General features: G+C 70.4%; 23 protein-coding genes and 3 pseudogenes. 11 read left to right on the top strand and 15 right to left on the bottom strand.

Annotated elements, in window-relative coordinates; translation table 11 throughout:
* Positions 1 to 12: 12 nt before the first annotated feature.
* Both M6G65_RS22705 and M6G65_RS22710 read right to left on the bottom strand, forming a co-directional pair.
* Positions 13 to 1,425: a phosphatase PAP2 family protein gene (locus tag M6G65_RS22705; RefSeq protein WP_250102915.1), complete on the bottom strand. Its 1,413-nt coding sequence runs from the start codon at positions 1,423 to 1,425 to the stop codon at positions 13 to 15.
* A gap of 35 nt (positions 1,426 to 1,460) precedes the next feature.
* Positions 1,461 to 2,600 (bottom strand): TRAP transporter substrate-binding protein, encoded by a 1,140-nt coding sequence (locus M6G65_RS22710; RefSeq protein WP_238199849.1) that lies wholly within the window; start codon positions 2,598 to 2,600, stop codon positions 1,461 to 1,463.
* A 142-nt stretch (positions 2,601 to 2,742) separates the two neighbouring features.
* Here M6G65_RS22710 and M6G65_RS22715 point away from each other — a divergent pair, with 142 nt between their 5' ends.
* Positions 2,743 to 3,309: a tyrosine phosphatase family protein gene (locus tag M6G65_RS22715; RefSeq protein WP_238199848.1), complete on the top strand. Its 567-nt coding sequence runs from the start codon at positions 2,743 to 2,745 to the stop codon at positions 3,307 to 3,309.
* 27 nt (positions 3,310 to 3,336) lie between these two features.
* On the opposite strand, the gene M6G65_RS22720 is transcribed toward M6G65_RS22715, so the two are convergent.
* The 4 genes from M6G65_RS22720 to M6G65_RS22735 all read right to left on the bottom strand — a co-directional run bounded on the left by M6G65_RS22720 (position 3,337) and on the right by M6G65_RS22735 (position 6,754).
* On the bottom strand, positions 3,337 to 4,473 hold the full coding sequence (locus M6G65_RS22720) for a branched-chain amino acid ABC transporter substrate-binding protein (protein ID WP_238199847.1): 1,137 nt from the start codon (positions 4,471 to 4,473) through the stop codon (positions 3,337 to 3,339).
* A 149-nt stretch (positions 4,474 to 4,622) separates the two neighbouring features.
* Positions 4,623 to 5,792: a polysaccharide biosynthesis/export family protein gene (locus tag M6G65_RS22725; protein ID WP_250102916.1), complete on the bottom strand. Its 1,170-nt coding sequence runs from the start codon at positions 5,790 to 5,792 to the stop codon at positions 4,623 to 4,625.
* Positions 5,793 to 6,044: 252 nt separating this feature from the next.
* Positions 6,045 to 6,293, bottom strand: coding sequence for a Flp family type IVb pilin (locus tag M6G65_RS22730; RefSeq protein ID WP_238197595.1), 249 nt, complete (start codon positions 6,291 to 6,293; stop codon positions 6,045 to 6,047).
* A 185-nt stretch (positions 6,294 to 6,478) separates the two neighbouring features.
* Positions 6,479 to 6,754, bottom strand: a complete 276-nt coding sequence (locus M6G65_RS22735; protein ID WP_238197596.1) for a DUF3072 domain-containing protein — start codon at positions 6,752 to 6,754, stop codon at positions 6,479 to 6,481.
* A 210-nt stretch (positions 6,755 to 6,964) separates the two neighbouring features.
* On the opposite strand from M6G65_RS22735, the gene M6G65_RS22740 reads away from it, so the two are divergent.
* The 7 genes and pseudogenes from M6G65_RS22740 (at position 6,965) to M6G65_RS22770 (ending at position 12,882) form a co-directional block, all read left to right on the top strand.
* On the top strand, positions 6,965 to 7,504 hold the full coding sequence (locus M6G65_RS22740) for a gluconokinase (RefSeq protein WP_250102917.1): 540 nt from the start codon (positions 6,965 to 6,967) through the stop codon (positions 7,502 to 7,504).
* Between the two features lie 4 nt (positions 7,505 to 7,508).
* Positions 7,509 to 8,330 (top strand): Cof-type HAD-IIB family hydrolase, encoded by an 822-nt coding sequence (locus M6G65_RS22745; RefSeq protein WP_238197598.1) that lies wholly within the window; start codon positions 7,509 to 7,511, stop codon positions 8,328 to 8,330.
* 221 nt (positions 8,331 to 8,551) lie between these two features.
* The gene (locus tag M6G65_RS22750) at positions 8,552 to 9,505 is read left to right on the top strand and encodes a transglycosylase SLT domain-containing protein (RefSeq protein ID WP_238197599.1); all 954 of its coding nucleotides are present in this window, start codon (positions 8,552 to 8,554) and stop codon (positions 9,503 to 9,505) included.
* 338 nt (positions 9,506 to 9,843) lie between these two features.
* Positions 9,844 to 10,727: pseudogene (locus tag M6G65_RS22755) on the top strand (helix-turn-helix transcriptional regulator).
* Between the two features lie 204 nt (positions 10,728 to 10,931).
* A pseudogene (gene cysE / locus M6G65_RS22760) lies at positions 10,932 to 11,797 on the top strand (serine O-acetyltransferase).
* Positions 11,798 to 11,899: 102 nt separating this feature from the next.
* Positions 11,900 to 12,115 (top strand): DUF3126 family protein, encoded by a 216-nt coding sequence (locus tag M6G65_RS22765; protein WP_091721446.1) that lies wholly within the window; start codon positions 11,900 to 11,902, stop codon positions 12,113 to 12,115.
* 437 nt (positions 12,116 to 12,552) lie between these two features.
* The gene (locus M6G65_RS22770; RefSeq protein ID WP_192711736.1) at positions 12,553 to 12,882 is read left to right on the top strand and encodes a DUF6949 family protein; all 330 of its coding nucleotides are present in this window, start codon (positions 12,553 to 12,555) and stop codon (positions 12,880 to 12,882) included.
* Between the two features lie 12 nt (positions 12,883 to 12,894).
* Here M6G65_RS22770 and M6G65_RS22775 read toward each other — a convergent pair whose 3' ends face one another.
* Positions 12,895 to 13,602 (bottom strand): transglutaminase-like cysteine peptidase, encoded by a 708-nt coding sequence (locus M6G65_RS22775; RefSeq protein ID WP_250102918.1) that lies wholly within the window; start codon positions 13,600 to 13,602, stop codon positions 12,895 to 12,897.
* A 316-nt stretch (positions 13,603 to 13,918) separates the two neighbouring features.
* Here M6G65_RS22775 and M6G65_RS22780 point away from each other — a divergent pair, with 316 nt between their 5' ends.
* Positions 13,919 to 14,176, top strand: coding sequence for a hypothetical protein (locus tag M6G65_RS22780; protein ID WP_238197602.1), 258 nt, complete (start codon positions 13,919 to 13,921; stop codon positions 14,174 to 14,176).
* 6 nt (positions 14,177 to 14,182) lie between these two features.
* Here M6G65_RS22780 and M6G65_RS22785 read toward each other — a convergent pair whose 3' ends face one another.
* The 7 genes from M6G65_RS22785 to M6G65_RS22815 all read right to left on the bottom strand — a co-directional run bounded on the left by M6G65_RS22785 (position 14,183) and on the right by M6G65_RS22815 (position 22,657).
* Positions 14,183 to 14,782: a transglutaminase-like cysteine peptidase gene (locus tag M6G65_RS22785; protein WP_238197603.1), complete on the bottom strand. Its 600-nt coding sequence runs from the start codon at positions 14,780 to 14,782 to the stop codon at positions 14,183 to 14,185.
* Between the two features lie 289 nt (positions 14,783 to 15,071).
* Positions 15,072 to 16,805 carry an AMP-binding protein gene (locus tag M6G65_RS22790; protein ID WP_238197604.1) on the bottom strand — a complete coding sequence of 578 codons (1,734 nt, stop codon included), beginning with the start codon at positions 16,803 to 16,805 and terminating at the stop codon, positions 15,072 to 15,074.
* A gap of 55 nt (positions 16,806 to 16,860) precedes the next feature.
* On the bottom strand, positions 16,861 to 17,640 hold the full coding sequence (locus M6G65_RS22795; RefSeq protein ID WP_238197605.1) for an enoyl-CoA hydratase: 780 nt from the start codon (positions 17,638 to 17,640) through the stop codon (positions 16,861 to 16,863).
* Positions 17,637 to 18,530 (bottom strand): 3-hydroxyisobutyrate dehydrogenase, encoded by an 894-nt coding sequence (gene mmsB, locus M6G65_RS22800; RefSeq protein WP_238197606.1) that lies wholly within the window; start codon positions 18,528 to 18,530, stop codon positions 17,637 to 17,639. Before mmsB ends, M6G65_RS22795 begins: the two co-directional genes overlap by 4 nt.
* A 184-nt stretch (positions 18,531 to 18,714) precedes the next feature.
* Entirely contained in the window at positions 18,715 to 19,776 is a 1,062-nt protein-coding gene (locus M6G65_RS22805) for an enoyl-CoA hydratase/isomerase family protein (RefSeq protein WP_250102919.1), read from the bottom strand.
* Positions 19,773 to 20,918, bottom strand: a complete 1,146-nt coding sequence (locus M6G65_RS22810) for an isobutyryl-CoA dehydrogenase (RefSeq protein ID WP_250102920.1) — start codon at positions 20,916 to 20,918, stop codon at positions 19,773 to 19,775. Before M6G65_RS22810 ends, M6G65_RS22805 begins: the two co-directional genes overlap by 4 nt.
* 242 nt (positions 20,919 to 21,160) lie before the next feature.
* The gene (locus M6G65_RS22815; protein WP_238197609.1) at positions 21,161 to 22,657 is read right to left on the bottom strand and encodes a CoA-acylating methylmalonate-semialdehyde dehydrogenase; all 1,497 of its coding nucleotides are present in this window, start codon (positions 22,655 to 22,657) and stop codon (positions 21,161 to 21,163) included.
* Positions 22,658 to 22,752: 95 nt separating this feature from the next.
* Between M6G65_RS22815 and M6G65_RS22820 the strand changes: the two are divergent.
* Together M6G65_RS22820 and M6G65_RS22825 are read left to right on the top strand one after the other, a co-directional pair.
* Positions 22,753 to 23,704 (top strand): annotated as a pseudogene (locus M6G65_RS22820) (LysR family transcriptional regulator).
* Positions 23,705 to 24,007: 303 nt separating this feature from the next.
* On the top strand, positions 24,008 to 25,171 hold the full coding sequence (locus M6G65_RS22825; RefSeq protein WP_238197611.1) for an iron-containing alcohol dehydrogenase: 1,164 nt from the start codon (positions 24,008 to 24,010) through the stop codon (positions 25,169 to 25,171).
* A 134-nt stretch (positions 25,172 to 25,305) separates the two neighbouring features.
* On the opposite strand, the gene M6G65_RS22830 is transcribed toward M6G65_RS22825, so the two are convergent.
* A complete protein-coding gene (locus tag M6G65_RS22830) occupies positions 25,306 to 26,541 on the bottom strand; it encodes an ABC transporter substrate-binding protein (protein ID WP_250102921.1) in 1,236 nt (411 codons plus the stop codon).
* Positions 26,542 to 26,566: the final 25 nt, after the last annotated feature.

Raw genomic sequence — 26,566 nt, forward strand, 5'->3', positions numbered from 1 at the left:
TCGGCGTCCCCTTCAGCGCGTCGCGCTCGTCCCGCCGCGGCTCGCCGCCAGCGCCGCGGCCTTGCCGGCCGCCGTGTAGAGGTCGAGGCGGGAATAGACGCCGAACTCCGAGCCGTCGTCGAGGAAGCCGCCGCCCGGTCCCTGGGTCTCGGTGAGGATGGCGTTGGCCTCGTCGAGCGTCAGCGACGGGAAGGCCGCGGTGAGCAGGTGGCCCGCCTCCGGGGCGACCTTGGCCACGTCTTCCCGGCGGCCGGCGATCTCCGGATGCACCACGGGCAAGCCGTAGGTCTGGGTCGCCGCGTAGAACGCCGCATTGGCGGCCGGGTCCTTGAACCGGCCGTCATCCTTCGCGGCACAGGCCGCCACCGTGTCGCCGCAGCCGGCCTTCAGCGCCGCGGTCATGGCCGCCCGGGCCTCCGTCAGGAGCGCCCGGTAATCGGTCACGCCCACCGTCTTGTCGGCCTCGGCACTGGCCTTGTCGAGCACGGCCGGGTTCTTCCGGATCTGGCCGACATAGGCCGGATCGTTGGCCAGCAGGTGAGCCAGGGCGTGGAGCGAAGTCGCCCGCCCGCCGAGCACGTCCATCGCGTAATGGGCGCCGACGATGATCCGGTCGTTGCCGTACTCGGCCGCGCGCGCGACCATCTGCTGGTAGCGCTCCGGCACGAGGAGCGCGAGCAGCATGGACTCGGTATAGCCGTAGGTGGTGTGGCCGCTCGGGTAGGACGGGCTGTCGGCGAGATCCTGCGAGGGGCCGCGCAGCCAGTCGAGGCTGTGGGAGGGATCGCCGAAATAGTCCTGGCCGCGATAGGCCCGGAGGCGCGGCAGGGTCTGGAACGGCCGCGAATTGCCGTAGCGGTCGGCACCGGGGCTGCCGGCGGGCCGGTCGTAGGCCTTTCCGAACACGTCGGTCACGGCGCCGTCCGCAAGGATCGCGGCGGCCTCGGCCGAGACCGGATGCTTGCCGTTGGTGGTGGCGTTGGCGAAGAAGTACTTGCCGGAATTCGAATCCGACTTGCTCACGTTGTTGGTGTAGCCGATCAGGTTGGCGACCGCCGGGGCGATGCTCGTGAAGGTCTTGTAGTCGCTGTAGGTCGCCTTGGCGTGGTAGGCCTGGGCGAGCGTCGTGCCGAGGCCGTCGGCGAGGTTCGCGGCGTTGCCGTCGGTGATGAAGCAGTCCCGCAGGGCGAGCTGCTGCTGCTCGGGGAACGGCAGGAGAATCGGCTGCTTGAGATCGCCGGTCTGAATGTCGCCGGTGACGCGTAGATTCGCGTCGAGCGCCGCCCGGCCATCCGGCGAGGTCTGCAGCCGCGCCACCGGGACGAGCCCGCGCAGGGCCGTCAGGTTGGCGGAGGATTGCGCCTGCGCCTGGAGGGGCAGCGCAGCCCCGAGCAGCACCAAACCGACCTTCAGCGCTCCGGCCATCCAGCCCTCCCCGCCCGCCATTGCCCGGCCGGACGCTATCCCCGCGCCCGGGCCCGGATCATGAAATTGTCGTAGGTATACTCCGCCACCTGGAACCAGAGGTACTCCTCGTTGCGGAAGGTGCGCATCGCCTCGTAGACCCGGCGGAAATCGGGGTTCTTGGCGGCGATCTCGCCGTAGACGTCGTTGGCGTTCTTGAGGGCCGCTTCCATCACCTCCTGGGGGAAGGGGCGCAGCTGCGCCCCCGCGGCGACGAGCCGGCGCAAAGCCTGGGGGTTGCGCGCGTCGTATTTGGCCTGAACATCGGCGCCGACCTCGGCGGCGGCCATCCGGAGGACAGCCTGATAGGCCTTCGGCAGCGCCTTCCACTTCTCGGCGTTGAACCAGAAGTGCAGCATCGCGCCGCCCTCCCAGAAGCCGGGATAGTGATAGACCGGTGCGACCTTCTGCAGGCCGAGCCGCTCGTCGTCGTAAGGGCCGATCCACTCGGCGGCATCGAGCTTCTTACTCTCCAGGGCGGCGTAGATCTCGGGACCCGGCACCGCCTGCGGCTGGACCCCGAACTTGGCCAGCACCTGCCCGCCCATGCCGCCGATCCGGAACTTGAGGCCCTGGAGGTCGGCGAGGCTCTTGATCTCGCGCCGGAACCAGCCGCCCATCTGGGCACCGGTATTGCCGCCGGGCAGACAGACCAAACCAGCCTTCGCGAAGACCTCGCCGAAGAGTTCGGCGGCGCCTCCCGCCTGCCACCAGGCGGCGGCGCCCCGCGCGTTGAGGCCGAACGGGATCGCGGTGGCGAGCGCGAAGGTCGGGTCCTTGGCCATGCCCAGCGTCGCGGGGCCGTGGCCCATCTCGACAGTGCCCGCCGCCACGGCGTCCAGCAATCCGTCCGCGGGCACAGGCTCGCCCGGGCCCTGCACCTGGATCTGGAAGCGCCCATCCGTGGCCTCGGCCACGATCCGACTGAGCGCCTCGGGCGCGCCGAACAGGATGTCGAGACTCTTCGCGTAAGCCGAGGACAGACGCCAGCGCAGTTCGGGTGCGCCCTCCGCGCGAGCGGGAGCCGCCAACGGCCCGGCGATCGCGGCGGCCGCGCCGAGGCCGGCGGTCAACACCGTCCGGCGCCGCGTCCCGGCCGTGGGAGGGTGCGCGATGTAAGTCTCGTCCAACGGCATCTCGTTCGAGCAACTCCGATCCGGCCGGCGCGGGATCGGCGGCCGCAGGTAGCACGTCCGCGCCGGTTCTCGAAAGTCGCGGGCGCCGGGGCCAGTTCCGTCCCGCCTCGAAACGGGCATCCCCTCGTGCTACGCGCCGCGGATGCGATCAGAGCCCGCCGTCACCCTGCACACCGTCTGCGGCCTGGAGGAGCTGGCGGGCCACGGCGCGCGCGGCGTCAGCCATGTCCTGTCCCTGCTCGATCCCGGCACGCCGGAACCCGAGGCGTTCGCGGGCTACGGCCTCCATGCCCGCACGACCCTGCGCTTCCACGATTGCCTCGGCCCCGGCGAGGGCCTCGTGCCGCCGCAGCCCGAGCACGTCGCGGCCATCCTCGACTTCGGACGGCAGCTCGACGGTGCCGCCCATCTCCTGGTGCATTGCCATTACGGCCTGTCGCGCTCGACGGCGGCGCTGCTGATTGTGTTCGCGCAGACCGAGGCCGAGACATCCGCCGAGGCGCTGGTGGCGCGCCTGCACGCCCTGCGCGAGCCCGCCTGGCCCAATGCCCGGATGATCGGCTTCGCCGACGCGATGCTGAACCGGGGCGGTCAGCTCAGCGAAGCGGTCCGGCAGCTTCACGCCCTGCAGCTGCGGGTCCGGCCGCACCTCGCCGACCTGCTGCGCGGCCTGGGCCGCGGCGCGGAGGTCGATGCTGCGGGCGGCTAGGGCGCGAAAAGAGCCTCTCGCGGGCCGTCACTTCCCGGCCGGCGTGAAGCTCCCGTCCTTCCAGACGTAGAGCACGTAGCCCTGCGCGGTGACGTCGCCCTTGGCGTCGAAGCCTACGGTCCCGAGCACGAGGTCGAAGCGCTCCGTGTGGAGGGCCTGGGCGACGGCCCGCGGCGCGGCGGAATGGGCGAAGTTGCCGGCCGCGACCAGCGCCTGCATGGCCGCGTAGCCGTAGATCGTCGAACCGGTCGGATCGACGCCCTCGGCCTTGAACGCCTTCACCACGCTCGCCGCGGCGGGCTGCCGGCTCGGGTCGAGGTAGAAGGTCATCAGCACGCCGTTGCTGGCCGGCCCGGCGATCTTGGCGAAATCCGGCGTGGCGATCGCCGAGGTGCCGAACCATTGCGGGCGAAAGCCTCGGTCGGCGGCAACCTTCACCAAGCGGCCCATCTCGGTGGCATCGCCGCCGTAATAGACCACCTCGATCCCCGCAGCCTTGAGGCGATCCGCCAAGGCGGCATCGTCGGCGTCGCTGGGGGAGAAGGACAGCGACAGCGCCTCGTTGACGCCGATGCGGTTGAGATTGTCCTTGGTGGCGGCCGCGAGGGTGCGGGATGCCGGGGTCGGGTCCTGGATCAGCGCGATCTTCCGGTCCCGGAAGCGCTCGGCCAGGACGGCCGCCGACAGCCGGGCCTGGTCGTCATCGCGCCCGCAGACGCGGAAGACGGTCGGCAATCCCCGGTCGGTGAGCCGCGCCGCCACCGAGGCGGCGGTGATCATCACGACGCCGTTCTGGGCGTAGATGTCGGAGGCCGCGATCGAGGCGTTGGAGCAGACATGGCCCACGACGAGGCGCACGTCGGAGCGCACGAAATGGTTGGCCACCGCCGTCGCGGTGTTCGAGTCGCAGGCGTCGTCCTGGACGTCGAGGGTCACGGGCTGGCCGTCGAGGCCGCCCATGGCGTTCGCGTCCCGGGCCGCGGCCTCGACCCCGCGCAGCACCTGCTCTCCGACCGCCACGTAGGGCCCCGAGCGTGGAACCGCCACGCCGATCACGATGTCGGCCGCCGCCGGGGCGGCGGACAGGAGCGCAACACACAGGCTCAGGGAGATCAGCGCGGGCCGGAACGGCCCACCTGCGGGGACGACGCGTCCGATCTTCATCGGCCTCTTCTAGGCATCCTTGCGTGCGGCAGCCACGGGCGAAGCGGAGTGCAATGGCCACACCTTTCCCGCACCGCACCCGAAGCCCATACGCGAGGATAGCGGGAAACGCGATTTTTTTCCGTCGCGCCCCGAGGGCGGGCCGCGTGTTACTTCGCGTAGAAGTACGCGGTCGATAGCGACGAGATCGGCCCGGTGACGCCGCTGAAGGCGGTGAGCACTTTGGAGACCTCGGTGAACGGCGCGTTCGAGACGTAGATGAGGTCGCGGTTGCGCATCCGGAACGCCTGGGAGACGAACAGGCTGTTGGGGTCGCGCATGTCGATCCGATAGACCACTGGCACGAGCGGCGTGCCGAGCAGCTTCGAGCCCGGGTTGAGCCGGCGCACGACGCTGGCCGGCTCGAAGCGGAAGATGAACGTGCCGGCCGGGTCGGCGGCGAAGTCCGACAGGCCGCGCGCCTTGGCGAGCGCCTGCGCCAGGGTGATGCCATCGGCCTGGAACGGCAGCTCGGTGCTGTTGCCGAGGGCGCCGACCGCGATGAAGGTCTGCGGATCGCGCACCAGCGTGAGCACGTCGTTGGGCCGCAGGTAGATGTTCTCCTTGGGGTTGGACACCACCGTGGTCAGCGGCACCGTGGCGGTGACCGGCCCGCGCGACAGCCGCACGAAGGTCTCGTTGACCGGCGCGCGGTTGCCGCCGGCGGCGGCGATGACGTCGAGGATTCGGTCGCCGTGGCCCGAGAGCGGCAGGCGGGCGCCGGCCGCGCCCTCGCCGGTGACGGTCACGGCCTGGCTGATCGGCCGGGTGACCGAGACCAGCACCTGCGGCTGGATGGCTTTGCCGGCGAGTTCGGTCTCGATCAGCGCCTGGACGTCCTGGGTGCGGCGGCCGGCGACCTTGATGCGGCCGGCATAGGGCACCGAGATGGCGCCGTCGCGCCCGACCGGCTGCTCGGGGATGAGGGCGGACTTGGAGCCGGCCGAGAACCGGTCGGCGACCAGCGGGCCGGAGAACAGGCCGCCGGAGCCGGCTTCCCAGACCGAGACCGAGACCATGTCGCCGATGCCGATGACCGGCTCGGTCGAGGGGCGGTGATCGCCGAACGAGGCGAGCAGGCTGTCCAGCGGCCGGCCGCGCAGGGCCTCGACCACGCTCGGGGTGACGTCGATGATCTCGTAGCGCGCCAGCAGGCCGCCGTCGGCGGTCGCCACCTCCGACCCCGCCTGGATCGCGCTCGCCGTCGGACCCGCCGCGGGCAGGTACGTGCAGCCCGACATCGCCGTCGCGGCGAGCAGGGCGAGGGGAAGTGTGCGCATCCAGATGTTGCCCATCGGTATTGCCGAGCCCGTGCCTAGCCCAAGGCGGCCTGGGTGTCCGTAGCGGGTGGGCCACACTGCACCCGCGACGGTCGAGCCCGCGGATTCATCCTCGCTAAGCACAGCTTTTTCAGGGCAAGCAGGGGAAAACACCGCTTGCGGCGGCACGACAGCACTATCGGGTTCTGAAAATAGCCGCCCGCAAACCGGGCGGATCGGCGTCGCCCGGCTCGACCCGGCGCGCGGCAGCGCTCAGTTGCCCTGCGTGACGGCCGTGTTGATCCGGTCGTAGACCGTATTCAGTCGCGACACGTAGAATCGGATGCTTCCGACTGCGACCACAAACACCAGGAAGCCGATCAACGCATATTCCAGCGCCGTCGATCCGCGAGCGTCCCGCTTGAATCGTGTTCCTTCGACGATCGTCCGACCTGCGAGGCCGGCTAGGATCCGGACCAGCGGGGTGCCCGCCCCCGTCCTGCCGCAACTCGGCTCGTCCATGGTCGAAACGCCCTCTCGCCAAGCGGTGCCACGCGCGCGGCCGCTCAGCCCGGGATCATGTCTAGCGTTGCTGCACTTGCCGTCGGCTTAATGGAATGCGCGACACAGCGTTATCAAACAGGCTTAAAACAGGACTTGGCTTCCGCCAGGGCGCGCCCGTTCACGCGGACGCGCCCGCCGGCTGGTCAGGCGTGACCGGCCTTGTGGCGGAGATCATCGATCCGCTTGGAGGCCTCGGCCTTATCGAGCTCCGGGTCGAACGCCTCGGGCGCCTTGGCCTCCTCCGACAGCGTCTTGAGATAGGACGCCTGAGCGCCGGTCATCGGCTCGCCGCCGGTGGTCCACTGGTCCGGATCCTTGATCTGGTTCGAGCTGTCCTTGGGATCGGTCTTGGGGTTGTCCGAAGCCGCTGCGGACTTCTGATCGGTCTTCGACGCTGACTTCCCGGCGGTGCTGGCCATCGATCTATGTTCCTGAAATGTTCCGTCTTCGCAGATGAGAACGCACGGTCTGCGGGGTGGTTCCTAGCCCGCCGCATGATGCTCGGATCGATGCGACGATCTTTCCTTCCCCGGTCCTCGTCCTATTGATGAACCTCACGGTGCCCAGAGCGCCTCGGAGCCGCGGTGGTCCTGATGAATCCGCAGACGGGGACAACGCACGATGCGGCGATGGCGACCTCCGCCGCGCAGGTCCTCGTGGTCATGGGCGTCTCGGGTTCGGGCAAGAGCACCGTCGCCGCCCTGATCGCCGAGAAGCTCGGCTGGATCTTCGCCGACGGCGACAGCTTCCACACCCCCGAGCACGTGGCGAAGATGCACGCGGGGCACGCGCTGGACGACGAGGATCGCGCGCCCTGGCTCGCCCGGATCGCGGTCTGGATCCGGCATCGGCTGGAGGCAGGGGAATCGGGTGTGGTGGTCTGCTCCGCCCTGCGGCGGGCCTACCGGGACGTCCTCACCGGTGGGAATCCCCGGGTGCGCGTCGTCTTCCTCGACGGCAACCAGGCCCTGATCGCCGAACGCCTGGTCGCGCGCCAGGGGCACTTCATGTCGCCCCGCCTTCTGGACAGCCAGTTCGCCACGCTCGAGCCTCCGGGTCCGGACGAGCACCCGATCACGGTCGGGATCACCGAGCCGCCCGAGCGGATCGCGGACCGCGTCGTGGCACAGCTCGCGGCCGAAGCGTGCGCGGAGACCGGAGCAGAGTGAATCGATGGAATCGGAGCACGCCAAAGCCGCCGGGATCGCCCTGGTGATCTCGGACGTCGACGGCACGCTGGTGACCGGCGACAAGCGCCTGACCGCCGCCACGGTCGCGGCCGTGAGCCGGCTGCGCGCGGCCGGGATCGGCTTCAGCATCGCCTCGGCGCGGCCACCGATCGGGCTCCGGAATCTGGTCGCCCAGCTCGGCCTCGATCTGCCGATGGGGGCGTTCAACGGCGCCAGCGTGGTGCGGCCCGACCTGTCGCCGATCGAGGAGCGCCTCATTCCGGAACCCGCTGCCCGGGCCGCGCTCGATCAGCTCCTGGCCGCCGGGCTCGATATCTGGGTCTTCGCCGAAGGCGCCTGGTGCCTGCGCGATCCGGACGGCCCCTACACGGATCTGGAACGCCGCACGATCGGCGCGGAGCCGCGCGTCGTGGCCGACCTCGGCACGCTCATGGGCGCCGCCTCCAAGATCGTCGGCGTGAGCCGCGACCACGCCCACCTCGCCGCCTGCGAGGCGCAGATCGGGGCGGCCCTGGCCGACCGGGCCACGGTGCATCGCTCGCAGGCTTATTATCTCGACGTCACGCCGCCCCACCTCGACAAGGGCCGGTTCGTGACCTGGATGAGCGCGCATCTCGGCATTCCGCCCGAACGGATCGCCACCTTCGGGGACGCCGGCAACGATCGGCCGATGTTCGCCCGCAGCGGCTTCTCGGTGGCGATGGGCAATGCCGAGGCGGCCGTGCAGGCGGCCGCGCAGGCCGTCACGGACAGCAACGACGCGGACGGCTTCGCCCACGGCGTCGCGCGTTTCATCCTGCCCTGACGCGCGCCGGCTTCGTCGGCGCCCGAACCCGTCCGCACCAATCTGTGGATAACGCCGCCGGCAGCCGGAAGGCCGTGCGGCTGTTGCCGGCGAAGCACAGATCCGGGCGCGACCGCGCCCGACGCAGCCGTCGCCCACAGGCTGTCGAACCGAGGCCGCTTTCCGGCCTCATTTGCCCGCGACCTAGCTTAGCCACAGAACAAGCAGCTCCGGGTCTCGGCATGCATCGCCTTCTCTTGGCCGCCGCCATCGCGGTCGTGCCCGCCGTCGCCTTCGGGCAGGGCGCGCGCGACAACATCGACGCGCTGATCGAGCAGCAGGCCAAGGCGAACGGGGTTCCGGCGAGCTTCGTCCACGCGGTGGTGAAGCGCGAGAGCAACTACAACCCGAAAGCCAAGGGCGGCAGCGCGCTCGGGCTCATGCAGATCAAGCACGCGACCGCGCGCAGCCTCGGCTACACGGGCGACGCCGCGGGGCTCTTCGATCCGGAGACCAACCTGCGCTACGGCGTGGCCTATCTGGCGGGTGCCTACCGCACCGCCCAGGGGAACGTCAGCCAAGCCTACCAGTACTACAACCGCGGCTATTACTACGCCGCCAAGCGCCAGGGCATCTCCACCGAGGTCGCCTCGGTGGTCGCCCCCGTGGCGGCTTCGGCCAGCGCCCTGGCGAGCCTGTTCGGCGGCGGCGCGGCCGACCGCACCGCCGGCCCGGCCGCGTCCGCCCTGGCCTACGCGCCGAGCGCCGCCATGGTGGCGGAGGTGCCGAGCGAGCGGGTCGAGGTGCCCCTGCCGCCGCGCCGCCCGGCCGGTCTCGACGGGGCGACGGTCCAGCTCGCGAGCCTGTCCGTCGAGCCGTCGGCGGCCGCCGCGGCCCCGGCAACGGCGGACCAGAGCGGCGCGGTCCAGGCCGTGGAGGTCCCGCTCCCGCCGCGCCGGCCCGCGGGCCTCGCCAGTGCCGTCGCCGTGGCGGATGCGCGTTCCGCCGAGATCGCGGAGCTGCGCCTGTCTCCGCAGCCGCAGGCGGAGGCCGCTGCGACCGCCCCGGCCACCGAGGCGGTCGAGGTGCCGCTGCCGCCGCGTCGTCCGTCGCTTCAGATGCTGGCCGCCGCCACGCCGCGGCGCGCACCCGCCAGCGTGGCCGTGCGCGAGGCCGTGGCCCTGCCGGTCGAGTGACAGAGGCGCGGAGCCGCCTTCGACCGGCCGCAGACAGCCCTGACCGGACGTCTGCCCACACAAGGATCATGCCCAAGGCTTGACCATCGGGGCGTTCCGCAACACATAGGCGGCACGCCAGCAGCGTGGTTGGACCGGCCCGGTATGCATCGGCGCCCGGTTGCAGCGGCCGGACACAGGCGGCGCAACACAGACCTCAGGGCAGGATACGTCAGTCTCCGCGCAGATGCTCGGGCAGCTTGCTGCCCTGCGGGATCGTGGAAAGCGGTGGATCGCGAAGCGGCAGGTATGCAGGGCACGGACTCTGCTTTCGAGCTGGCAGGAAAGCGGACTGCGCCATGAGCGGCGTGTTGGAACAGGAATCTCTCTTTCTCACGGACCTCGGGCGCCGCGTTCGGCACGCGCGCACCGTGCGCGGGCTGTCGCGCAAGGTCCTGTCGCAGACCTCGGGCCTGTCCGAGCGCTACATCGCGCAGCTGGAAGGCGGCCAGGGCAACGTCTCGATCATCCTGCTGCGGCGGGTGGCGAACGCCATGGGCGTGCGCCTGGACGACCTGATCACCGGCAACGACGCCCTGCCCGACTGGCCTCTGGTGCGCGACCTTCTCAGCCGGCCAGCCCGGCCCAGATCGCCGCCGCCAAGGAGGCGCTGTCCGGCGGCAACCGGCCCGAGGCGAGCAATCGCCCGCGGGTGGCGCTGATCGGCCTGCGCGGCGCAGGCAAGTCGACCCTCGGCAAGCTCGCGGCCGAGCGCCTCGGCTGGACCTTCGTGGAGCTGAACGCCGAGATCGAGCGCGAGAACGCCCTCTCGGTGCAGGAGATCTTCGCGATCTACGGCCAGGAGGGCTACCGGCGCCTGGAGCAGGCGGCCCTGCGCCGGCTGACCGAGCACCCCGGGCCGCTGATCCTGGCGACCAGCGGCGGCATCGTCGCCGAGCCGCTGACCTACGACCTGCTGCTCCAGGCCTTCTACACGATCTGGCTGCGCGCCCGGCCCGAGGAGCACATGAGCCGCGTCCGCGAGCAGGGCCATCTCGCGACGACGGGCGACCATGCCTCGGCGATGCAGGAACTGCGTGCCGTGCTGGCGAGCCGGGAGCCGCTCTACGCGCGGGCGCCGGCCACGGTCGACACCTCCAACATTCCGGTCCAGACGATGCTGGACCGGCTGACTGCGGCGATCGAGGCCCGGTTCAAGCACCCGGTGCCGACTGCGGACTGAGCCGCTCCCGCCCGGTCCGGTGACAGCCATGCCGCCGACGCAGCCCTTCCGGCGCGGCGGCCCTTGATCACTGCGGCGCAACACACCACGCTAGGGCCAGATCATCGACCCTGCGGAGCGGGGTCCATCACCCTGCCCTGACCCGGCGCTGCACGGCAGAGCGGCGGCGAGCAAGCCCGGAGTCTCGGACATGAGCATCCGACCATGAGCGCCAGCCCAGCCCTCAACCGCGAATCCCACGATCCCGCGGGCCATGATCTCGCGGTCTTGGACCCGGTCTGGTCGCGGCTTCGCGCCGAGGCCGAGGACGTGCTGCGCAGCGAGCCGCAGCTCGCATCCTTCATCGTCGCGACGATCCTGAACCACGCCACCCTGGAGGGGCGGTGTCTCACCGGGTCGCCGCCCGGCTCGGCCATCCGTCCCTGACGGCCGACCTCGTCGCGCACGCATTCCACGAGGCGATCACCGCCGATCCGAGCATCGGGCAGGCGTTCCGCGCCGATATCGGTGCGGTGATCGACCGCGATCCGGCGACGCTCAGGGCCCTCGAACCGGTGCTCTACTTCAAGGGCTTCCACGCCCTCCAGGCCTACCGGCTCGCCCATCACGTCTGGAACCGGGGCCGGCGCGATCTCGCCCTCTACCTCCAGAGCCGGGTCTCGGAGGTGTTCCAGTGCGACATCCATCCGGCCGCGCGGATCGGACGGGGCGTGTTCCTCGATCATGCCACGGGGCTCGTGGTCGGCTCGACCGCGGTGATCGAGGATGACGTGTCGATCCTCCACGCCGTGACCCTGGGTGGAACCGGCAAGCAGCGCGGCGACCGTCACCCGAAGATCCGCCGCGGCGTGATGATCGGGGCCGGCGCCAAGATCCTCGGCAACATCGAGGTCGGGGCCTGCGCCCGGGTGGCGGCCGGCTCCGTGGTGCTGCGCCCGGTGCCGCCCAACACCACGGTGGTCGGCGTGCCGGCCCGGGTGGTCGGCACCGCGGGTTGCGACGATCCGGCCCGGGCGATGGATCAGCTCGTCGCCCTCGATCAGTTCATCCATCTCGGCGACGGCATCTGAGGCGGCCGCGCGGCGCGAATGGCCGCGCTTGCCGCTCCGTCGCAGGCGTGGCAAGCCCACCGCCCATCAGCGGCGCCGGCGCCGCCAGGGAGATCAGACAGCGTGACCAAAGCCGAAACCGCGAAGCTCCAGGACTACCTGCGCCGCAAGTTCGCGAACAACAACATCCGCCTGACCGCGATGAAGACCGGCGATTCCGCCGAGGTGTTCATCGGCGAGGAGTCGATCGGCGTGATCGCCGACGACAAGGAGGATGGCGACGATTCCTTCGTGTTCCGGATGGCGATCCTCGACATCGACCTCGAGGAAGACGCCTGAGGCACGAGGCCCGGTCCGTCCGATCCCCACGCGGATTCTACCCCGGGGATCGCTTCGGAGGCTCTCAGCCTCCCCTAGGGGCGTGGGCGTCGCCATGGCGCCGAAGCATCCGCGCCGTCATCCCGGGGCCGCGCAGCGGAACCCGGGATCCAGAACCGCCGTCAGGGCAAGATCTTGGCGCACCAGCGTCTTGGAATTCCGGGCTCGCCTCCGGCGCCCCGGAATCACCGCGCGTTCGATCGGTCTGCCGGCACGATCTCCGGCGGCAGCACAATCGGCGATCGCGCGCTCCGTACCGGAAACGCCCGCTTCGAAGCGAATGCTCCGGGTTCCACCCCTGGTGGCCTGTGCACGGGTTAACGCTAACGCGGGGCCGTGCTTAACAACCGGTAAATGGCGGGGCTACACTGCGCGCAACCTGTACAGGAGCGCGAATAATGGTCTTCACGCCCGCCGCCCTCGAATCGATCCGGACGCTCTGCATCGGTCTCGCGCTCTCGGGCCTGATCGCCAGCGCCTTCGAGCTGTTCGCGGCGCGGCGGGCGAGCTTCAGCCTGCTGGAACGCGGCGGCCTGCCGGCTGTGGCGGCCCTGCCGATGCTGGCTTTCTCGGCCCCGTTCATCATCCTGCGCAACACCGTGCGCGGCCGGCGGATCGAGAGACGCCCGATGCCGTTCGTCATGCTGGCCACGGTGATCGCCTGCGGCTGGAGCCTGCTCTCGGGGCGCGTCGCCCTCGATCTCGCGGCGATGCTGGTCGGCGCCTGAGCGTCGCCGCGGTCAGGGCTCGGCGGTCGCGACCTGTGCGGTACCGTCCTTGCCTTCCAGGGAGACCCAGGCCGGTCCATCCTGGCCAGCCCGCTTGATGAAGCTGTATCCGGTGCGCCGCCAAGAGCGGATGGCGTCGGTCTTGTTGTCGAGGATGAAGTCGCCGCGATCGGTGCGGATGGTGAGCACCGCGTGCCCCTCGTTGGTTTCGTCGATCACCACGGTCATCAACAGGGCGCGCCGCGGCAGGCCGCGCTCCACCAGCATGCGCCGCTTCAGAAGCTGGTAATCCTCGCAATCCCCGAACCCGTCATCCGGGAAGTCCCAGCGGTCGGCGACCCCCCAATGGGCCTGATCGGTGATCGGCCGGATGCGCGCATTCACCCGCCGGTTGACGCTCTGCAGCGTCCGCCACACCGCGACGGTGAGGGGAATCGCGGCCGGCTCGGCGGTGTCGATCGTGCATTCCTGGGGCGTGCGCACGCAGAAATCGGCCCAGCCCGCAATGGCACGCACCGGTCCGGTCGGCTCGGCGACCGCGACTTCATCGGGCAGGACGAGGCGCGCATGGGCATGGGTCGCGGCGCCGCCCATCGTGAGGATTGTGCCGACCAGAGCGAAGCTCAGAACCTGGCGCACCCGGCGCACCGGATCCGTCCAGCCGCGCCACCGCAGCCCGCCGAACGTCTGACACGAGAACCCGCCATCCGCGTGCCGCATGGTCCAAGCCCCCGCCGCCCGATGATGACGGAAAGGTGACATGCTCGCACGCAGCGCACAATGGTCGGAAGCGGCGTAGATAACGCGTCAAACGACGGGCGGTTCCGTTTTCGGCGGGTGTTGCATCCGCAGAACTCAGGCCACACGCATGCAATGGGCGAATGGCCGGTCTGCGCGACCACCGAAGGCCTTGATTCACGTCAGCTTTGCCGGCTTTTCAGAGCCGCACGCGCAGGTTTGGGCCTGCGCGCGAATGGATCGCAAGAAAGTGGCCAGCCCGGTGCTGGGCTGAGCCGAACCACAAAGGAATTTCGAGATGCAGCCCGCCATCCAGCAGGTGATCAGAGCGCTCGCCGAGGATGGTCGGGCCGGCGCGATCAATATCGCCAAGCACGCGGTCGATTCGTATCTGGCCGGCGCGACGAGCGAGGGCGATCGCGTGCTGTCGCGGGACATCCTAGTCCGGGACCTTGCGAGCCTCCGGGGGGTCGCCCCCCACCTCGCGGCCTTCATCGGGCGAGTCGAGTCCTACGTGGCGAGCCTCACGCAGCCGTCGCTGAGCCGGGCGGCCTGAGACTCCTCAGCGATTGGCGGTTGTGACGGGGGAGGTGACGCCGCCGAGCGACACCCAGGAAACGGCGTCCTGGCTCTCGCGCTTGATGAACACGTAGCCGGTCCGGTGCCAGGGCAGGATCGCGTTGGTCTTGTTGTCCAAGACGAGGTCGCCCCGGTCGGTGACCAGCGTCAGCACCGCGTGGCCCTCGCCCTTCTCGTCGATCACCACAGTCATGCGCATCGCCCGCCGCGGCAGGCCCGCCTCGGCCAGGAGGTGGCGCTTGAGCAGCTGGAAGTCCTCGCAATCGCCGATGCCGTCCTCGGCCAGGTCCCAGCGGTCGGCCACGTGCAGGTGGTCCTGGTCGGTCATCGGCTCGACCACCTTGTTCACCCGACGGTTCACCGACACGATCGTCGCCCAGGTCGCCGCCGTCAGGCTGATCCGCGACGGCTCCGTCCGGTCCACCGCGCATTCAGCGGCGTAAGACTGGCAGAACGTCACCCACGCGGCGATCGGCTTGGCATCGCCGAGGATCTTGGCGCCCACCTCGGACGGAAGGCTTGCCAGCGTCTGCGCCTGCGCGGTGGCGGCAAGGCCGAGCAGCGTCGCCGCACCGACCAGCATCCCTCGAACCGTCCTGAGAAGCCCCGCGCCCATCGAACCCGTCCCCGTTGTTGAGGACAGAATTGCGCCGCAGAGCCTCCGCGGCGCTGAAGCCGATGCGCGCAATTTTATCGATTCGCCCGCCGGAGCTGGGTGACGCAGGACAGCGTCGACGGGTCGCTTGATCAGCCCGGCAAATCCGTGGCTTCGGCTTCGGGAAACGGAAACCTTGAGCGTTCGTCACCCGCGTCCCTGAAGCATCGGGGACGTCGCAACCGTCTTCGCGAGCCGCGCGATCACGCCGCAATGGTCACCCCGCGGTCTGGTCGAGCTTGCGCTCCGCCTCGCTCTTCAGCTCGGGAAAATCCGCCTGCGTGTAGGCCTTGCCCCGGTGCGGATCGTCGGTGACGCCGTCGTGCTCGAGGCGACGCAGCTGCACGCGACGGATCTTGCCCGAGATGGTCTTGGGCAGGTCGGTGACGAATTCCAGCCCGCGCAGGCGCTTGAAGGTCGCGAGCCGGGCATTGGTGAAGCGGAAGATGTCGAGCGCGGTCTCCGGCCCGGCCGTCGCGCCCACCACCAGGGACACGTAGGCCTTCGGGATCGTGTGGCGCATCGGGTCGGGGACAGGGACCACAGCGGCCTCGGCCACCGCCGGATGCTCGATCAGCACGCTCTCCAGCTCGAACGGGCTGATACGGTAGCCCGAGGACTTGAACACGTCGTCGGCCCGGCCGACGAAGGTGTAGCAGCCCTGGTCGTCCACGAAGGCGACGTCGCCGGTGCGATAGAGGTCGCCCTCGGCACCCGACAGGTTGCCCTGGCCGTCGTCGTAGCCCTGCATCAGGCCGGCGGGCCGGTGCGCCCCGAGTTCGAGGCAGACCTCCCCCTCGGAGGCCGGCTGGCCGTCGATGTCGAGGACGCGGACCCGGTAGCCCGGCAGGGGCCGGCCGAGGGCACCGGGCACGACCGGCTGGCCCGGCGTGTTGGCCATCAGCGCCGTGGTCTCGGTCTGGCCGTAGCCGTCGCGGATCGTGAGGCCCCAGGCGTTCTTCACCCGCTCGATCACCTCCGGGTTGAGGGGCTCGCCCGCGGCGCAGACCTCGCGCAGGGCGAGGCGCTTCCCGGTCAGGTCTTCCTGGATGATCATCCGCCAGACGGTCGGCGGCGCGCAGAGCGTGGTGGCGCCGGTGCGCTCCAGCTGCGCCAGCAGCGCGGCCGCGTTGAACGGCGCCTGGTTGATCACCAGGATCGTCGCCCCGGCGTTCCAGGGCGCGAAGAACGAGGACCACGCGTGCTTGGCCCAGCCCGGCGAGGAGACGTTGCAATGCACGTCCCCGGGCTGGAGCCCGAGCCAGTACATGGTCGAGAGCGCCCCCACCGGGTAGGAGCGGTGGCTGTGGCGCACGAGCTTCGGCTTCGCCGTGGTGCCCGAGGTGAAGTAGAGGAGCAGCGGGTCGTCGGCCCCGGTCGGAGCGTCCGGCGCGAAACGCTCCGGCGCCTCGACCGCGTCGTCGTAGGCGGCCCAGCCCTCCGTCGCGGACCCGGTGACGAGGCGGATGGCGCCGCCGGTGTCGAGGCCCGCGAACCGCGCGATCTGCTCCGGCCCGGCCACGATCGCCCGCGGGCGTCCGCGGGCGAGGCGGTCGGCGAGTTCGTCGGCGGTGAGCAGCGTGGTCGCCGGGATCACCACCGCGCCGAGCTTCATCGCCGCCAGCATGGTCTCCCAGAGGGCCGGGACGTTGCCGAGCAACAGGAGCAGGTGGTCGCCGCGCTTCAGGCCGAGTTGCCGCAGATGGTTAGCGACGCGGTTGGAGCGTGCGGCGAGCTCGCCGAAGGTGAAGCTCTGCTCGGCGCCGCTGCCTACCTCGACGATGCGGAGCGCGGCGCGGTCGCGGCTCTCGGGACCGGCGAGGACCGCGTCGAACCAGTCGAGCGCCCAGTTGAACGGCACCGGATCCGGCCACGCGAAGGCCGCGACGGCGGCGGCGTAATCGGTGCGATGGGCCAGCAGACAGTCGCGGGCCTCCCGGAAGCTCGGCATGGTCGTTCCCCCTCGTTCTTTGGCCACGTCCCTCCCCCAGAAAGACGGGTTCCGCTCAGGTGTTCTCGAACCGCGGCGGCCGCTTCTCCACGAAGGCGGCCATGCCCTCCTTCTGGTCCTTGGTGGCGAACATGGCATGGAACACCCGCCGCTCGAAGCGGATGCCCTCGGTCAGCGTGGTCTCGTAGGACCGGTTGACCGCCTCCTTGGTCATCATGACGATCGGCAGCGACATCGACGCGATCGTCTCGGCCGCCTTCAACGCCTCGTCGAGAAGTCGGTCGGCGGCGATCACCCGCGAGACGAGGCCCGACCGCTCCGCCTCGGCGGCGTCCATCATCCGGCCGGTAAGGCACATCTCCATGGCCTTGGCCTTGCCGACGAAGCGGGTGAGCCGCTGGCTGCCGCCGATCCCCGGCATCACCCCGAGCTTGATCTCGGGCTGGCCGAACTGCGCCGTGTCGGCCGCCAGGATGATGTCGCACATCATGGCGAGCTCGCAGCCGCCGCCGAGCGCGTAGCCCGCCACGGCGGCGATGATCGGCTTGCGCACGGCGACGAACCGATCCCAGTCGGCGAACCGGTCGCCGGCGTACATCTCCGCGTAGGTGGCGTGCTGCATCTCCTTGATGTCGGCGCCGGCCGCGAAGGCCTTGGCCGAGCCGGTGACGACGATGCAGCCGATGCCCGGATCGGCATCCGCCTCGGTGGCCGCCCGGATCACCTCCCGGGTGAGCTGCGCGTTGATGGCGTTCAACGCCTTCGGCCGGTTGAGGGTGATCAGCAGGACGCGCCCGCGCGTCTCCGTCAGGATCGTCTCGTACGCCTCGCTCACGACTCGCCTCCCTGCCCGCGGAGCATACGGATGATCGCGGAAAAGTCCTCTCCCCCGTGGCCTGCGCTCTCGAACAGACCGTAGATCTGCGCGGCCTCGGCGCCGAGCGGTGTCGCGGCGCCGGAGGCGAGCGCTGCGGCCTGCGCAAGCCGGAGGTCCTTGAGCATCAGCGCGGCGGCGAAGCCCGGCTTGTAGCTATTGTTAGCCGGCGAGGTCGGCACCGGGCCGGGCACCGGGCAGTAGGTGGTCAGCGACCAGCACTGGCCCGAGGAGACCGAGGCCACGTCGTAGAGCGCCTGGTGCGACAGGCCGAGCTTCTCGCCGAGCGCGAAGGCCTCGCTGACGCCGATCATCGAGATGCCGAGGATCATGTTGTTGCAGATCTTGGCCGCCTGCCCGGCACCGACATCGCCGCAATGGAACACGTTCTTGCCCATTGCCTTGAGCAACGGCTCGGCCCGCGAGAACGCCGCCGCAGCGCCGCCGGCCATGAAGGTCAGCGTCCCGGCCCTGGCGCCGCCGGTCCCGCCGGAGACCGGCGCGTCGACCGACAGGCAGCCCCGCGCCTCCGCGAGGGCGTGGGCCCTGCGGGCGCTCTCCACGTCGACCGTGGAGGAATCGATCAGCAGCGTGCCGGCGGGCAGCGCTTCGGCGAGCTGCGTCCAGACCTCGACCACGTGCCGGCCGGCGGGCAGCATGGTGATCACGACCTCCGCGCCTTCGGCCGCTTCGAGGGCCGAGCCCGCGACCGCGATCCCCTCGGCGCGCGCCGCCTCCAGCGAGGCCGGCACCAGATCGAAGCCCTGTACGGTATGGCCCGCCTTCACGAGGTTGGCCGCCATGGGCCCGCCCATGTTGCCGAGACCGATGAACCCGATGGTCTGCGCCATCCTGCTTCTCCCTTGATTGTTGTCGTTCGCGTCGCCCAACCGCGCCCTCATCCTGAGGTGACCGCGAAGCGGGCCTCGAAGGAGGGCTCCAGGGATCACGATGGCTCCTGGAGCCCTCCTTCGAGGCCTACGTTCCGCTTCGGCACCTCAGGATGAGGGTGTGGGTGGGAAGAACGAAACCTCCTCAGACCGCCCCCGTCCGCGCGTCCGAAAAAACCGGCTCCGCCCGCTTCTCCAGCCAGCGGGCGATCCGGGCCGGATCGACCGCGTCGAGGGTCGGCGGGTTCCAGCGCGGGTGCTTGTCCTTGTCGATCACCGCGGCGCGGATCCCCTCGCGGAAATCGCCCTCCGCCAGCAGAGCCAGCGACGCGTGGTACTCGCGCTCCAGACAGGCCTCCAGATTCGGGGCACCGCGACCGAGCCGCAGCAGGCACAGCGTCAGGACGAGGCTCGACGGCGCCTTGGTCAGCAGGGTCTTCCGGGTCGCGGCCGCGAAGTCCGAACCGTCCGCGTCGAGGGCGGACAGGATCTCGTCGACCATGTCGAAGGCGAAGCAGCGGTCGATCAGGGCGCGGTGCGCCGCCAGCGGCGGCGGGCCGGGGTCCTGAGTGAACCGGGCGATCACGTTCCGCACGCCCTCGTGCCCGGCATCCGGATCGAGCGCCACGAGGGCGTCGATCAGGTCAGGCAGCCCCGCGGACGGCACCAGGGCGTCGGCCAGCCGGCAGAACATCGCGTCGGCGGCGCCGACCGGCTCGCCGGTCAGGCCGAGATAGGTGCCGATCTCGCCGGGAGCCCGGGGCAGCAGCCACGTGCCGCCGACATCCGGCAGGTAACCGATGCCGGTCTCCGGCATGGCGACGCGGGAGCGCTCGGTGACGATGCGGTGGGCGGCATGGCCGGCGAGCCCGACGCCGCCGCCCATGGTGATGCGGTCCATCACCGCCACGAACGGCTTCTCGTAATCGGCGATCCGGGCATCGAGCCGGTACTCGTCGCGCCAGAAGGCTTCGGCGAAGGCGGTGCCCTGGCTGTCGTACAGGCCGCGCAGATCGCCGCCCGCGCACAGGCCACGGTCCCCCTCACCGGTGAGCAGCACCGCGGCGATGCCGGGATCGGCGGAGAAATGGTCGAGGGCCTGGTCGATAGCCAGGACCATGCCGTGGGTCAGGGCGTTCAGGGCCTTCGGCCGGTCGAGGCGCAGGCGCCCGAGGGCGCCGACCCGCTCGGCGATCACGTCGGTCATCGGCGACCCCCGGTCAGCCCGCGGGCGATGATCACCCGCATGATCTCGTTCGTGCCTTCGAGGATCTGGTGCACGCGCAGGTCCCGGACGATTTTTTCCACGCCGTACTCGGCGAGGTAGCCGTAGCCGCCGTGCAGCTGGAGCGCCTGGTTGGCCACGTCGAAGGCCGCATCGGTGACGTGGCGCTTGGCCATGGCGCAGAGCTGCGTCGCGGCCGGGTCCTTGGCATCGAGGGCAGAGGCGGCGTGGCGCAGAAAAGTGCGCGACACCTCCAGGCTGGTCGCCATGTCGGCGAGCCGGAATTGCAGCGCCTGGAAGTCGGTGAGCTTCGCCCCGAAGGCTCGCCGGTCTCCCATATAGGCCAGCGCCTTGTCGAGGGCCGCCTGCGCGCCCCCCAGCGAGCAGGCCGCGATGTTGAGCCGGCCGCCGTCGAGGCCGCTCATGGCGATGCGGAAGCCCTGCCCCTCCGCACCGAGGCGGTTCGCCGCCGGCACGCGGCAGCCGTCGAAGCGCACCGCGCGGGTCGGCTGGGCGTTCCAGCCCATCTTGCGCTCGTCGGCGCCGAAGGACAGGCCGGGCGTGCCCTTCTCGGCGACGATCGCCGAGATGCCCGAAGGCCCGGCCTCGCCGGTGCGAACCATGCAGACGTAGAGGTCGCTGGCGCCGGCGCCGGAGATGAACTGCTTCTCGCCGGTGAGCACGTAATGGTCGCCGTCGCGCTCGGCGCGGGTGCGGAGCGCCGCGGCGTCGGAGCCGGAGCCCGGCTCGGTCAGGCAGTAGCTGGCGATCCGCTCCATGCCCATGAGCGACGGCAGCCAGCGCTGGCGCTGATCGGCGTCGCCGTAGGCGTCAATCATCCAGGCGCACATGTTGTGGATCGACAGGAACGCCGCCACGGTCGGGCAGCCAGTGCTGAGCGCCTCGAAGATCAGCGTCGCGTCGAGGCGTGAGAGCCCCGAACCGCCGACATCCTCGCGGACGTAGATGCCCGCCATGCCGAGGGCGGCCGCTTCCCGCAGGGTCTCGACCGGGAGGGTCTTGTCCCGGTCCCAGTCGAGGGCGTGCGGCGCGATGTGCTCGGCCGCGAAGCCGAGGGCCATCTCGCGGATCGCGGTCCGGTCCTCGTCGAGCCCGAAACTCATTGGGCGGTACTCCGAAGGTCAGACGGGTCGCTCGGTTTCGCCCGCGGAACGCGGATCAACCGCGAGCGCAAGAACGCGGCACCGGCGTTCTTGCATCAAGTCCGTCATCCCGGGGCCGCGAAGCGCAGCCCGGGATCCAGATCCGTCGAGACCTCAAGACAAGGCTCCGATGGCGGTTCTGGATTCCGGGCTCGCCTGCGGCGCCCCGGAATGACGCGGTGCCTGCTCAGGAAGCGTCGGCGTCAGCGCATCGTCGGGATGGAGAACTCCGCCCCGCTCTTGATGCCGCTCGGCCAGCGCTGCGTCACGGTCTTGGTCTTGGTGTAGAAGCGGATCGAGTCCGGCCCGTGCTGGTTCAGATCGCCGAAGCCCGAGCGCTTCCAGCCGCCGAAGGTGTGATAGGCGATCGGGACCGGGATCGGCACGTTCACGCCGACCATGCCGACGTTCACCCGGGCGGTGAAGTCGCGGGCCGCGTCGCCGTCCTGGGTGAAGATCGCGACGCCGTTGCCGTACTGGTGGGTCGAGGGCAGCGCCAGCGCCTCCTCGTAATCCTTGGCCCGCACCACCGAGAGCACGGGGCCGAAGATCTCCTCCTTGTAGATCGTCATGTCGGGCGTCACGCGGTCGAACAGCGAGCCGCCCATGTAGAAGCCGTTCTCGTAGCCCTGGAGCTTGAAGCCGCGGCCGTCGACGGCGAGCTCGGCGCCCTCGGCCACGCCCTTGTCGATGTAGCTCTTCACGCGCTCCACCGCCTCGGCGGTGACGAGCGGCCCGTAATCAGCCGAGCCGTCATGCGACGGGCCGATCTTCAAAGACTCGACCCGCGGGATCAGCCGCTCCATCAGCCGGTCGGCGGTCTTCTCGCCCACCGGCACGGCCACCGAGATTGCCATGCAGCGCTCGCCGGCCGAGCCGTAGCCGGCGCCGATCAGCGCGTCGACCGCCTGGCCCATATCGGCGTCCGGCATGATGATCATGTGGTTCTTGGCGCCGCCGAAGCACTGGGCGCGCTTGCCCGTCTCGGCGGCGCGCACGTAGATGTACTCGGCGATGTGCGAGGAGCCGACGAAGCCCACCGCCTTGATGTCCTCGTCGTCGAGGATGGCATCCACGGCTTCCTTGTCGCCGTTGACGACGTTGAGGATCCCCGGCGGCAGCCCCGCCTCCAGGAAGATCTCGGCGATGCGGATCGGCACGCTCGGGTCGCGCTCGGACGGCTTCAGGATGAAGGCGTTGCCGCAGGCGATGGCCGGGGCGCATTTCCACAGCGGGATCATAGCCGGGAAGTTGAACGGCGTGATGCCGGCGACGACGCCGAGCGGCTGGCGCAGGGAGTAGACGTCGATCCCCGGCCCCGCCCCTTCCGTGTACTCGCCCTTGAGCAGGTGCGGGATGCCGCAGGCGAACTCCACGACCTCGACGCCGCGCTGGATGTCGCCCTTGGCATCCGGCACGGTCTTGCCGTGCTCGGAGGCGAGGAGTTCGGCCAGCGAATCGTTCTCGGCGCGGATCAGCTCCAGGAAGCGCATCATCACACGGGCGCGCTTCTGCGGGTTGGTCGCCGCCCAAGCCGGCTGGGCCTCCCTGGCGTTCTCCACGGCGGCGCGGAGTTCCGCCTTGCTGGCGAGCGCGACCTTGGCCTGGACCTCGCCGGTCGAGGGGTGAAACACGTCGGCGAACCGACCGCTCTCGCCGCCGACGTTCCGGCCGCCGATGTAATGCCCGATCGTGCGCATGCGCGCCTCCCTGTGATGTGGCGTTCGATTTTGGCGCACCCTAACAGGATCCCTTGAACGATAAAGCCGGATGCGCTTACAGCCGTCGTGCATCGATGCACAGCCGGAGTGCGGTCATGGCCAGGGCGGGGCCCAACTGGGACGACCTGCGCTTCTTCCTCGCAGTGGCCCGGACCGGGACCCTGAGCGCCGCCGGCGCCCGCACCGGCACCGAGCACACCACGGTGGGCCGTCGGATCCGGGCCCTGGAAGAGGGCCTCGGCGCCCGCCTGTTCCACCGCAGCAACCTCGGCTACGCGCTCACCGAGGACGGCGCGAACCTGCTGGGCGTTGCCGAGACGATGGAGAGCGCGTTCCTGTCAGCGAGCGCCGCCACGGAGGCGGCCCAGGCGGTCTCCGGCACGGTGCGGATCGGCGCGCCGGACGGGTTCGGCAGCGTCTTCCTCGCGCCCCGCATGCACCGGCTGACCGCCCGCCACCCGGGCCTGGAGGTGGAGATCATGGCAACCGCCCGGATCTTCAGCCTATCGAAGCGCGAGGCCGACATCGTGATCAGCCTGTCCGGCCCGCAGCAGGCGCGGGTGGTGGCGCGCCGGCTCACCGATTACCGGCTGTTCGTCTACGCGGCCGAATCCTACCTCGCGGGAGCCGCCAATCGCGGAGGTCGCGGACCTCTCGGGGCATCCCTTTGTCGGCTACATCGAGGACATGCTGTTCACGCGCGAGCTGAACTATCTCGGCGCCCTGGGCCCGCCGGTCTCCGCGCGGCTGCGCTCCACCAACCTCCTGGCCCAGGTCCACGCGACGCTCGGCGGCGCCGGCTTGTGCGTGCTGCCGGCCTTCATCGCGGCCGCCCATCCGGGGCTCGTGCCGGTGCTGCCCGAGGCGGTGTCCCTGACCCGCTCGTTCCACATGCATATTCACGAGGATCACCGGAAGGCGGCCCATATCCGCGCGGTGGCGGGCTTCATCGCCGGCGAGGTCGAGGCGGCAGGCGCGCTGTTCGCCGGGCCGGGCACTTACGAAGGATCGCTGACCCGGAGGTGATGGCCTCCCTGACGAAGATGCCCCCGGTCAAGCATCGCGTGGCGTCCTTCCAGGGCGCCGCAGGCGAGCCCGGAAACCAGAACCGCTGTCGGCGCCATGCCGGATGCGCTGAGGTTCTGGATTCCGGGCCCTGCTGCGCAGTCCCGGAACGACGGAGTGAGATGTGCAGCCCGCTGATGGCCGGAAACGAACCGCTACCTTGCCCCGGGTTGTCAGCGGTAGCCGTTTCGCCCCGCGGCCACAGGGCCTAAGATCAGTCGTCCCGGCGGGCCAGCCCAGGCGCCGGGTGGGAGACGCAAGACAATGGTCGCCTCGATCGCCCTGCCCCGGCTGATGCGCGTCGGCCCCGGCGCCTCGCGGCTCCTGCCGGAGGTGCTCGGCCAACTCGGCCTGTCGCGCCCCTTCGTGGTCACCGACCCCTATCTCGCCGGCAGCGGTCGCACCGACACGCTGCTCGAGCGCCTGACTGCTGCGGGTGCGCAGGCGACGATCTTCTCCGAGACCGTTCCGGACCCGACCGTCGCCTCCGTGGAGGCGGCGCTGGCCGCCCTCCAGGCCGGTGATTTCGACTGCGTGGTCGGCTTCGGCGGCGGCAGCCCGATGGACACCGCCAAGGCGGTGGCGGTGCTCGCCCGCCACGGCGGCCACATGCGCGACTACAAGGCGCCGCGCCAGCAGGACGAGCCGGGCCTGCCGATCGTGGCGATTCCGACCACCGCGGGCACCGGCTCCGAGGCGACCCGCTTCACCATCGTCACCGACGAGACCTCGGACGAGAAGATGCTGTGCATCGGTCTCGCCTACCTGCCGGTGGCGGCTCTGGTCGATTACGAGCTGACGCTCTCGAAACCCAAGCGGCTCACCGCCGATACCGGCATCGACGCGCTCACCCACGCGATCGAGGCCTACGTGTCGCGCAAGTCGAACCTGTTCTCGGACGGGCTGGCGCTGCAGGCGATGAAGCTGATCGCCCCGAACCTGCGCCGGGTCTGGACCGATCCCGGCGACCGGGCGGCCCGGGAGGCGATGATGCTCGGCGCCACCCAGGCCGGCATCGCCTTCTCGAACGCCTCCGTCGCGCTGGTGCATGGTATGAGCCGGCCGATCGGCGCGCATTTCCACGTGGCCCACGGGCTCTCGAACGCGATGCTGCTGCCGGCGGTCACGGCCTTCTCGGCGCCGGCCGCCATCGATCGCTACGCGGCCTGCGCCCGCGCCATGGGGATCGCCAAGCCCGACACCGACGACAGGAGTGCGGTCTCGGCGCTCGTGGCGGAACTCGAGGCGCTGAACGACGACCTCGACGTGCCGGGCCCCCGGGAATACGGGATCGACCCGGCCCGCTGGGAGGCGCTGCTCCCCACCATGGCGGCCCAGGCCCTCGCCTCCGGCTCCCCGGCCAACAACCCGCTGGAGCCCAGTGCCGACGAGATCGTCGCGCTGTACCGGCGCGTGTGGGCGGGGTGATCTGCGTCTTCGGTCCGAGGATCCGCCGCACCGCCGTCTTTGCGAGCGTCAGCGAAGCAATCCAGCGGCGCCACGCTCACCGAGGTGGCGCTGCCCTGGGTCGCTTCGCTGCGCGCGCGATGATGGGGTGAGCCCTACTTCGCAGCCGCCGTCAGCGGGCAGCCGCTCTCAGCCGGAGAGGCGTAGGCCTCCTTGCCGGGGATGGTGGCGAGCTGCCGGTAGAGGTCCCACGGGTCCTTCGACTCGGCCGGCTTCTTCACCTCAAACAGGTACATGTCGTGGACCATGCGGCCGTTCGGCTGCACGACCCCGCCATGGGCGAAGACGTCGTCGACCGGCAGCGCCTTGAGCTTGGCGTTGACCGCGTCGGTCTCGTCGGTGCCGGCGGCCTTCACGGCCTTCAGGTAGGACAGGACCGCCGAGTAGGTGCCGGCCTGGATCATGTTGGGCATCCGGCCGGTGCGCTTCATATAGCGCTGGCCGAAGGCGCGGGTCTCGTCGTTGGCGTCCCAGTACCAGCCCTCGGTCAGCGTGAGGCCCTGCGCGACCTTCAGGCCGAGCCCGTGCACCTCCGAGAGGGTGAACAGCAGGGCCGCGAGCTTCTGGCCGCCCTCGGCGATGCCGTACTCGGCCGCCTGCTTGATCGAGTTCGAGGTGTCGAGCCCGGCATTGGCGAGCCCGATCACCTTGGCCTTCGATCCCTGCGCCTGGAGCAGGAACGACGAGAAGTCCTGGTTGGAGAGCGGGTGCCGCACGCTCCCCAGCACCTTGCCGCCGTTGGCGGTCACCACCCGGCTGGTATCGGCCTCCAGCGCCGAGCCGAACGCGTAGTCGGCGGTGAGGAAGAACCACGTGTCGCCGCCCGCCCGGGTCAGCGCGCCGCCCGTGCCCACCGCCAGCGCCCGCGTGTCGTAGGCCCAATGGTAGCCGTAGGGCGTGCAGGCCTTGCCGGTGAGGTCGCTGGTCGCCGCCCCGGTGGTGATGGTGATCTTCTTCTTCTCCTTGGACAGGCCCTGGACCGCCAGGGCCACCGAGGAGGTGGTCAGCTCCATGATCGCGTCGACGCCGTCACGGTCGTACCATTGCCGGGCGATGGCCGAAGCGATGTCGGGCTTGTTCTGGTGGTCGGCCGTCAAAATCTCGATCGGGACGCCGCCGATCGTGCCGCCGATATCCTCGACCGCCATCCGGGCGGCCTCGACCGAGCCCTGGCCGCCGAATTCGGCGTAGAGGCCCGACTGGTCGTTGAGGATGCCGATGCGCACGGCGTTGCCCGAGAAGCCGCCGCCTTGCGCGGCGGCCGGGATCGAGCCGAGCGCCGTCCCCGCGAGGGCGGCCGCCAGCACCGCGCCGCCGATTGTCCTGATCATGTCTCCCCCCGGGTTGGTCCGAGTG

It is taken from the genome of Methylobacterium tardum, from assembly GCF_023546765.1.
GTDB lineage: Bacteria > Pseudomonadota > Alphaproteobacteria > Rhizobiales > Beijerinckiaceae > Methylobacterium > Methylobacterium tardum.

What these genes read in the sequence shown, in the direction of transcription:
- M6G65_RS22705 (WP_250102915.1), bottom strand. Translation starts at nt 1,425, where the DNA reads ATGGCCGGAGCGCTGAAGGTCGGTTTGGTGCTGCTCGGGGCTGCGCTG.
- M6G65_RS22745 (WP_238197598.1), top strand. Translation starts at nt 7,509, where the DNA reads ATGGAATCGGAGCACGCCAAAGCCGCCGGGATCGCCCTGGTGATCTCG.
- M6G65_RS22815 (WP_238197609.1), bottom strand. Translation starts at nt 22,657, where the DNA reads ATGCGCACGATCGGGCATTACATCGGCGGCCGGAACGTCGGCGGCGAG.
- M6G65_RS22735 (WP_238197596.1), bottom strand. Translation starts at nt 6,754, where the DNA reads ATGGCCAGCACCGCCGGGAAGTCAGCGTCGAAGACCGATCAGAAGTCC.
- mmsB (WP_238197606.1), bottom strand. Translation starts at nt 18,530, where the DNA reads ATGGCGCAGACCATCGGGTTCATCGGTCTCGGCAACATGGGCGGGCCC.
- M6G65_RS22785 (WP_238197603.1), bottom strand. Translation starts at nt 14,782, where the DNA reads ATGCTGGTCGGTGCGGCGACGCTGCTCGGCCTTGCCGCCACCGCGCAG.
- M6G65_RS22775 (WP_250102918.1), bottom strand. Translation starts at nt 13,602, where the DNA reads ATGCGGCACGCGGATGGCGGGTTCTCGTGTCAGACGTTCGGCGGGCTG.
- M6G65_RS22710 (WP_238199849.1), bottom strand. Translation starts at nt 2,600, where the DNA reads ATGCCGTTGGACGAGACTTACATCGCGCACCCTCCCACGGCCGGGACG.
- M6G65_RS22725 (WP_250102916.1), bottom strand. Translation starts at nt 5,792, where the DNA reads ATGCGCACACTTCCCCTCGCCCTGCTCGCCGCGACGGCGATGTCGGGC.
- M6G65_RS22750 (WP_238197599.1), top strand. Translation starts at nt 8,552, where the DNA reads ATGCATCGCCTTCTCTTGGCCGCCGCCATCGCGGTCGTGCCCGCCGTC.
- M6G65_RS22720 (WP_238199847.1), bottom strand. Translation starts at nt 4,473, where the DNA reads ATGAAGATCGGACGCGTCGTCCCCGCAGGTGGGCCGTTCCGGCCCGCG.
- M6G65_RS22825 (WP_238197611.1), top strand. Translation starts at nt 24,008, where the DNA reads ATGGTCGCCTCGATCGCCCTGCCCCGGCTGATGCGCGTCGGCCCCGGC.
- M6G65_RS22830 (WP_250102921.1), bottom strand. Translation starts at nt 26,541, where the DNA reads ATGATCAGGACAATCGGCGGCGCGGTGCTGGCGGCCGCCCTCGCGGGG.
- M6G65_RS22780 (WP_238197602.1), top strand. Translation starts at nt 13,919, where the DNA reads ATGCAGCCCGCCATCCAGCAGGTGATCAGAGCGCTCGCCGAGGATGGT.
- M6G65_RS22770 (WP_192711736.1), top strand. Translation starts at nt 12,553, where the DNA reads ATGGTCTTCACGCCCGCCGCCCTCGAATCGATCCGGACGCTCTGCATC.
- M6G65_RS22740 (WP_250102917.1), top strand. Translation starts at nt 6,965, where the DNA reads ATGGCGACCTCCGCCGCGCAGGTCCTCGTGGTCATGGGCGTCTCGGGT.
- M6G65_RS22790 (WP_238197604.1), bottom strand. Translation starts at nt 16,805, where the DNA reads ATGCCGAGCTTCCGGGAGGCCCGCGACTGTCTGCTGGCCCATCGCACC.
- M6G65_RS22730 (WP_238197595.1), bottom strand. Translation starts at nt 6,293, where the DNA reads ATGGACGAGCCGAGTTGCGGCAGGACGGGGGCGGGCACCCCGCTGGTC.
- M6G65_RS22715 (WP_238199848.1), top strand. Translation starts at nt 2,743, where the DNA reads ATGCGATCAGAGCCCGCCGTCACCCTGCACACCGTCTGCGGCCTGGAG.
- M6G65_RS22805 (WP_250102919.1), bottom strand. Translation starts at nt 19,776, where the DNA reads ATGACCGACGTGATCGCCGAGCGGGTCGGCGCCCTCGGGCGCCTGCGC.
- M6G65_RS22810 (WP_250102920.1), bottom strand. Translation starts at nt 20,918, where the DNA reads ATGAGTTTCGGGCTCGACGAGGACCGGACCGCGATCCGCGAGATGGCC.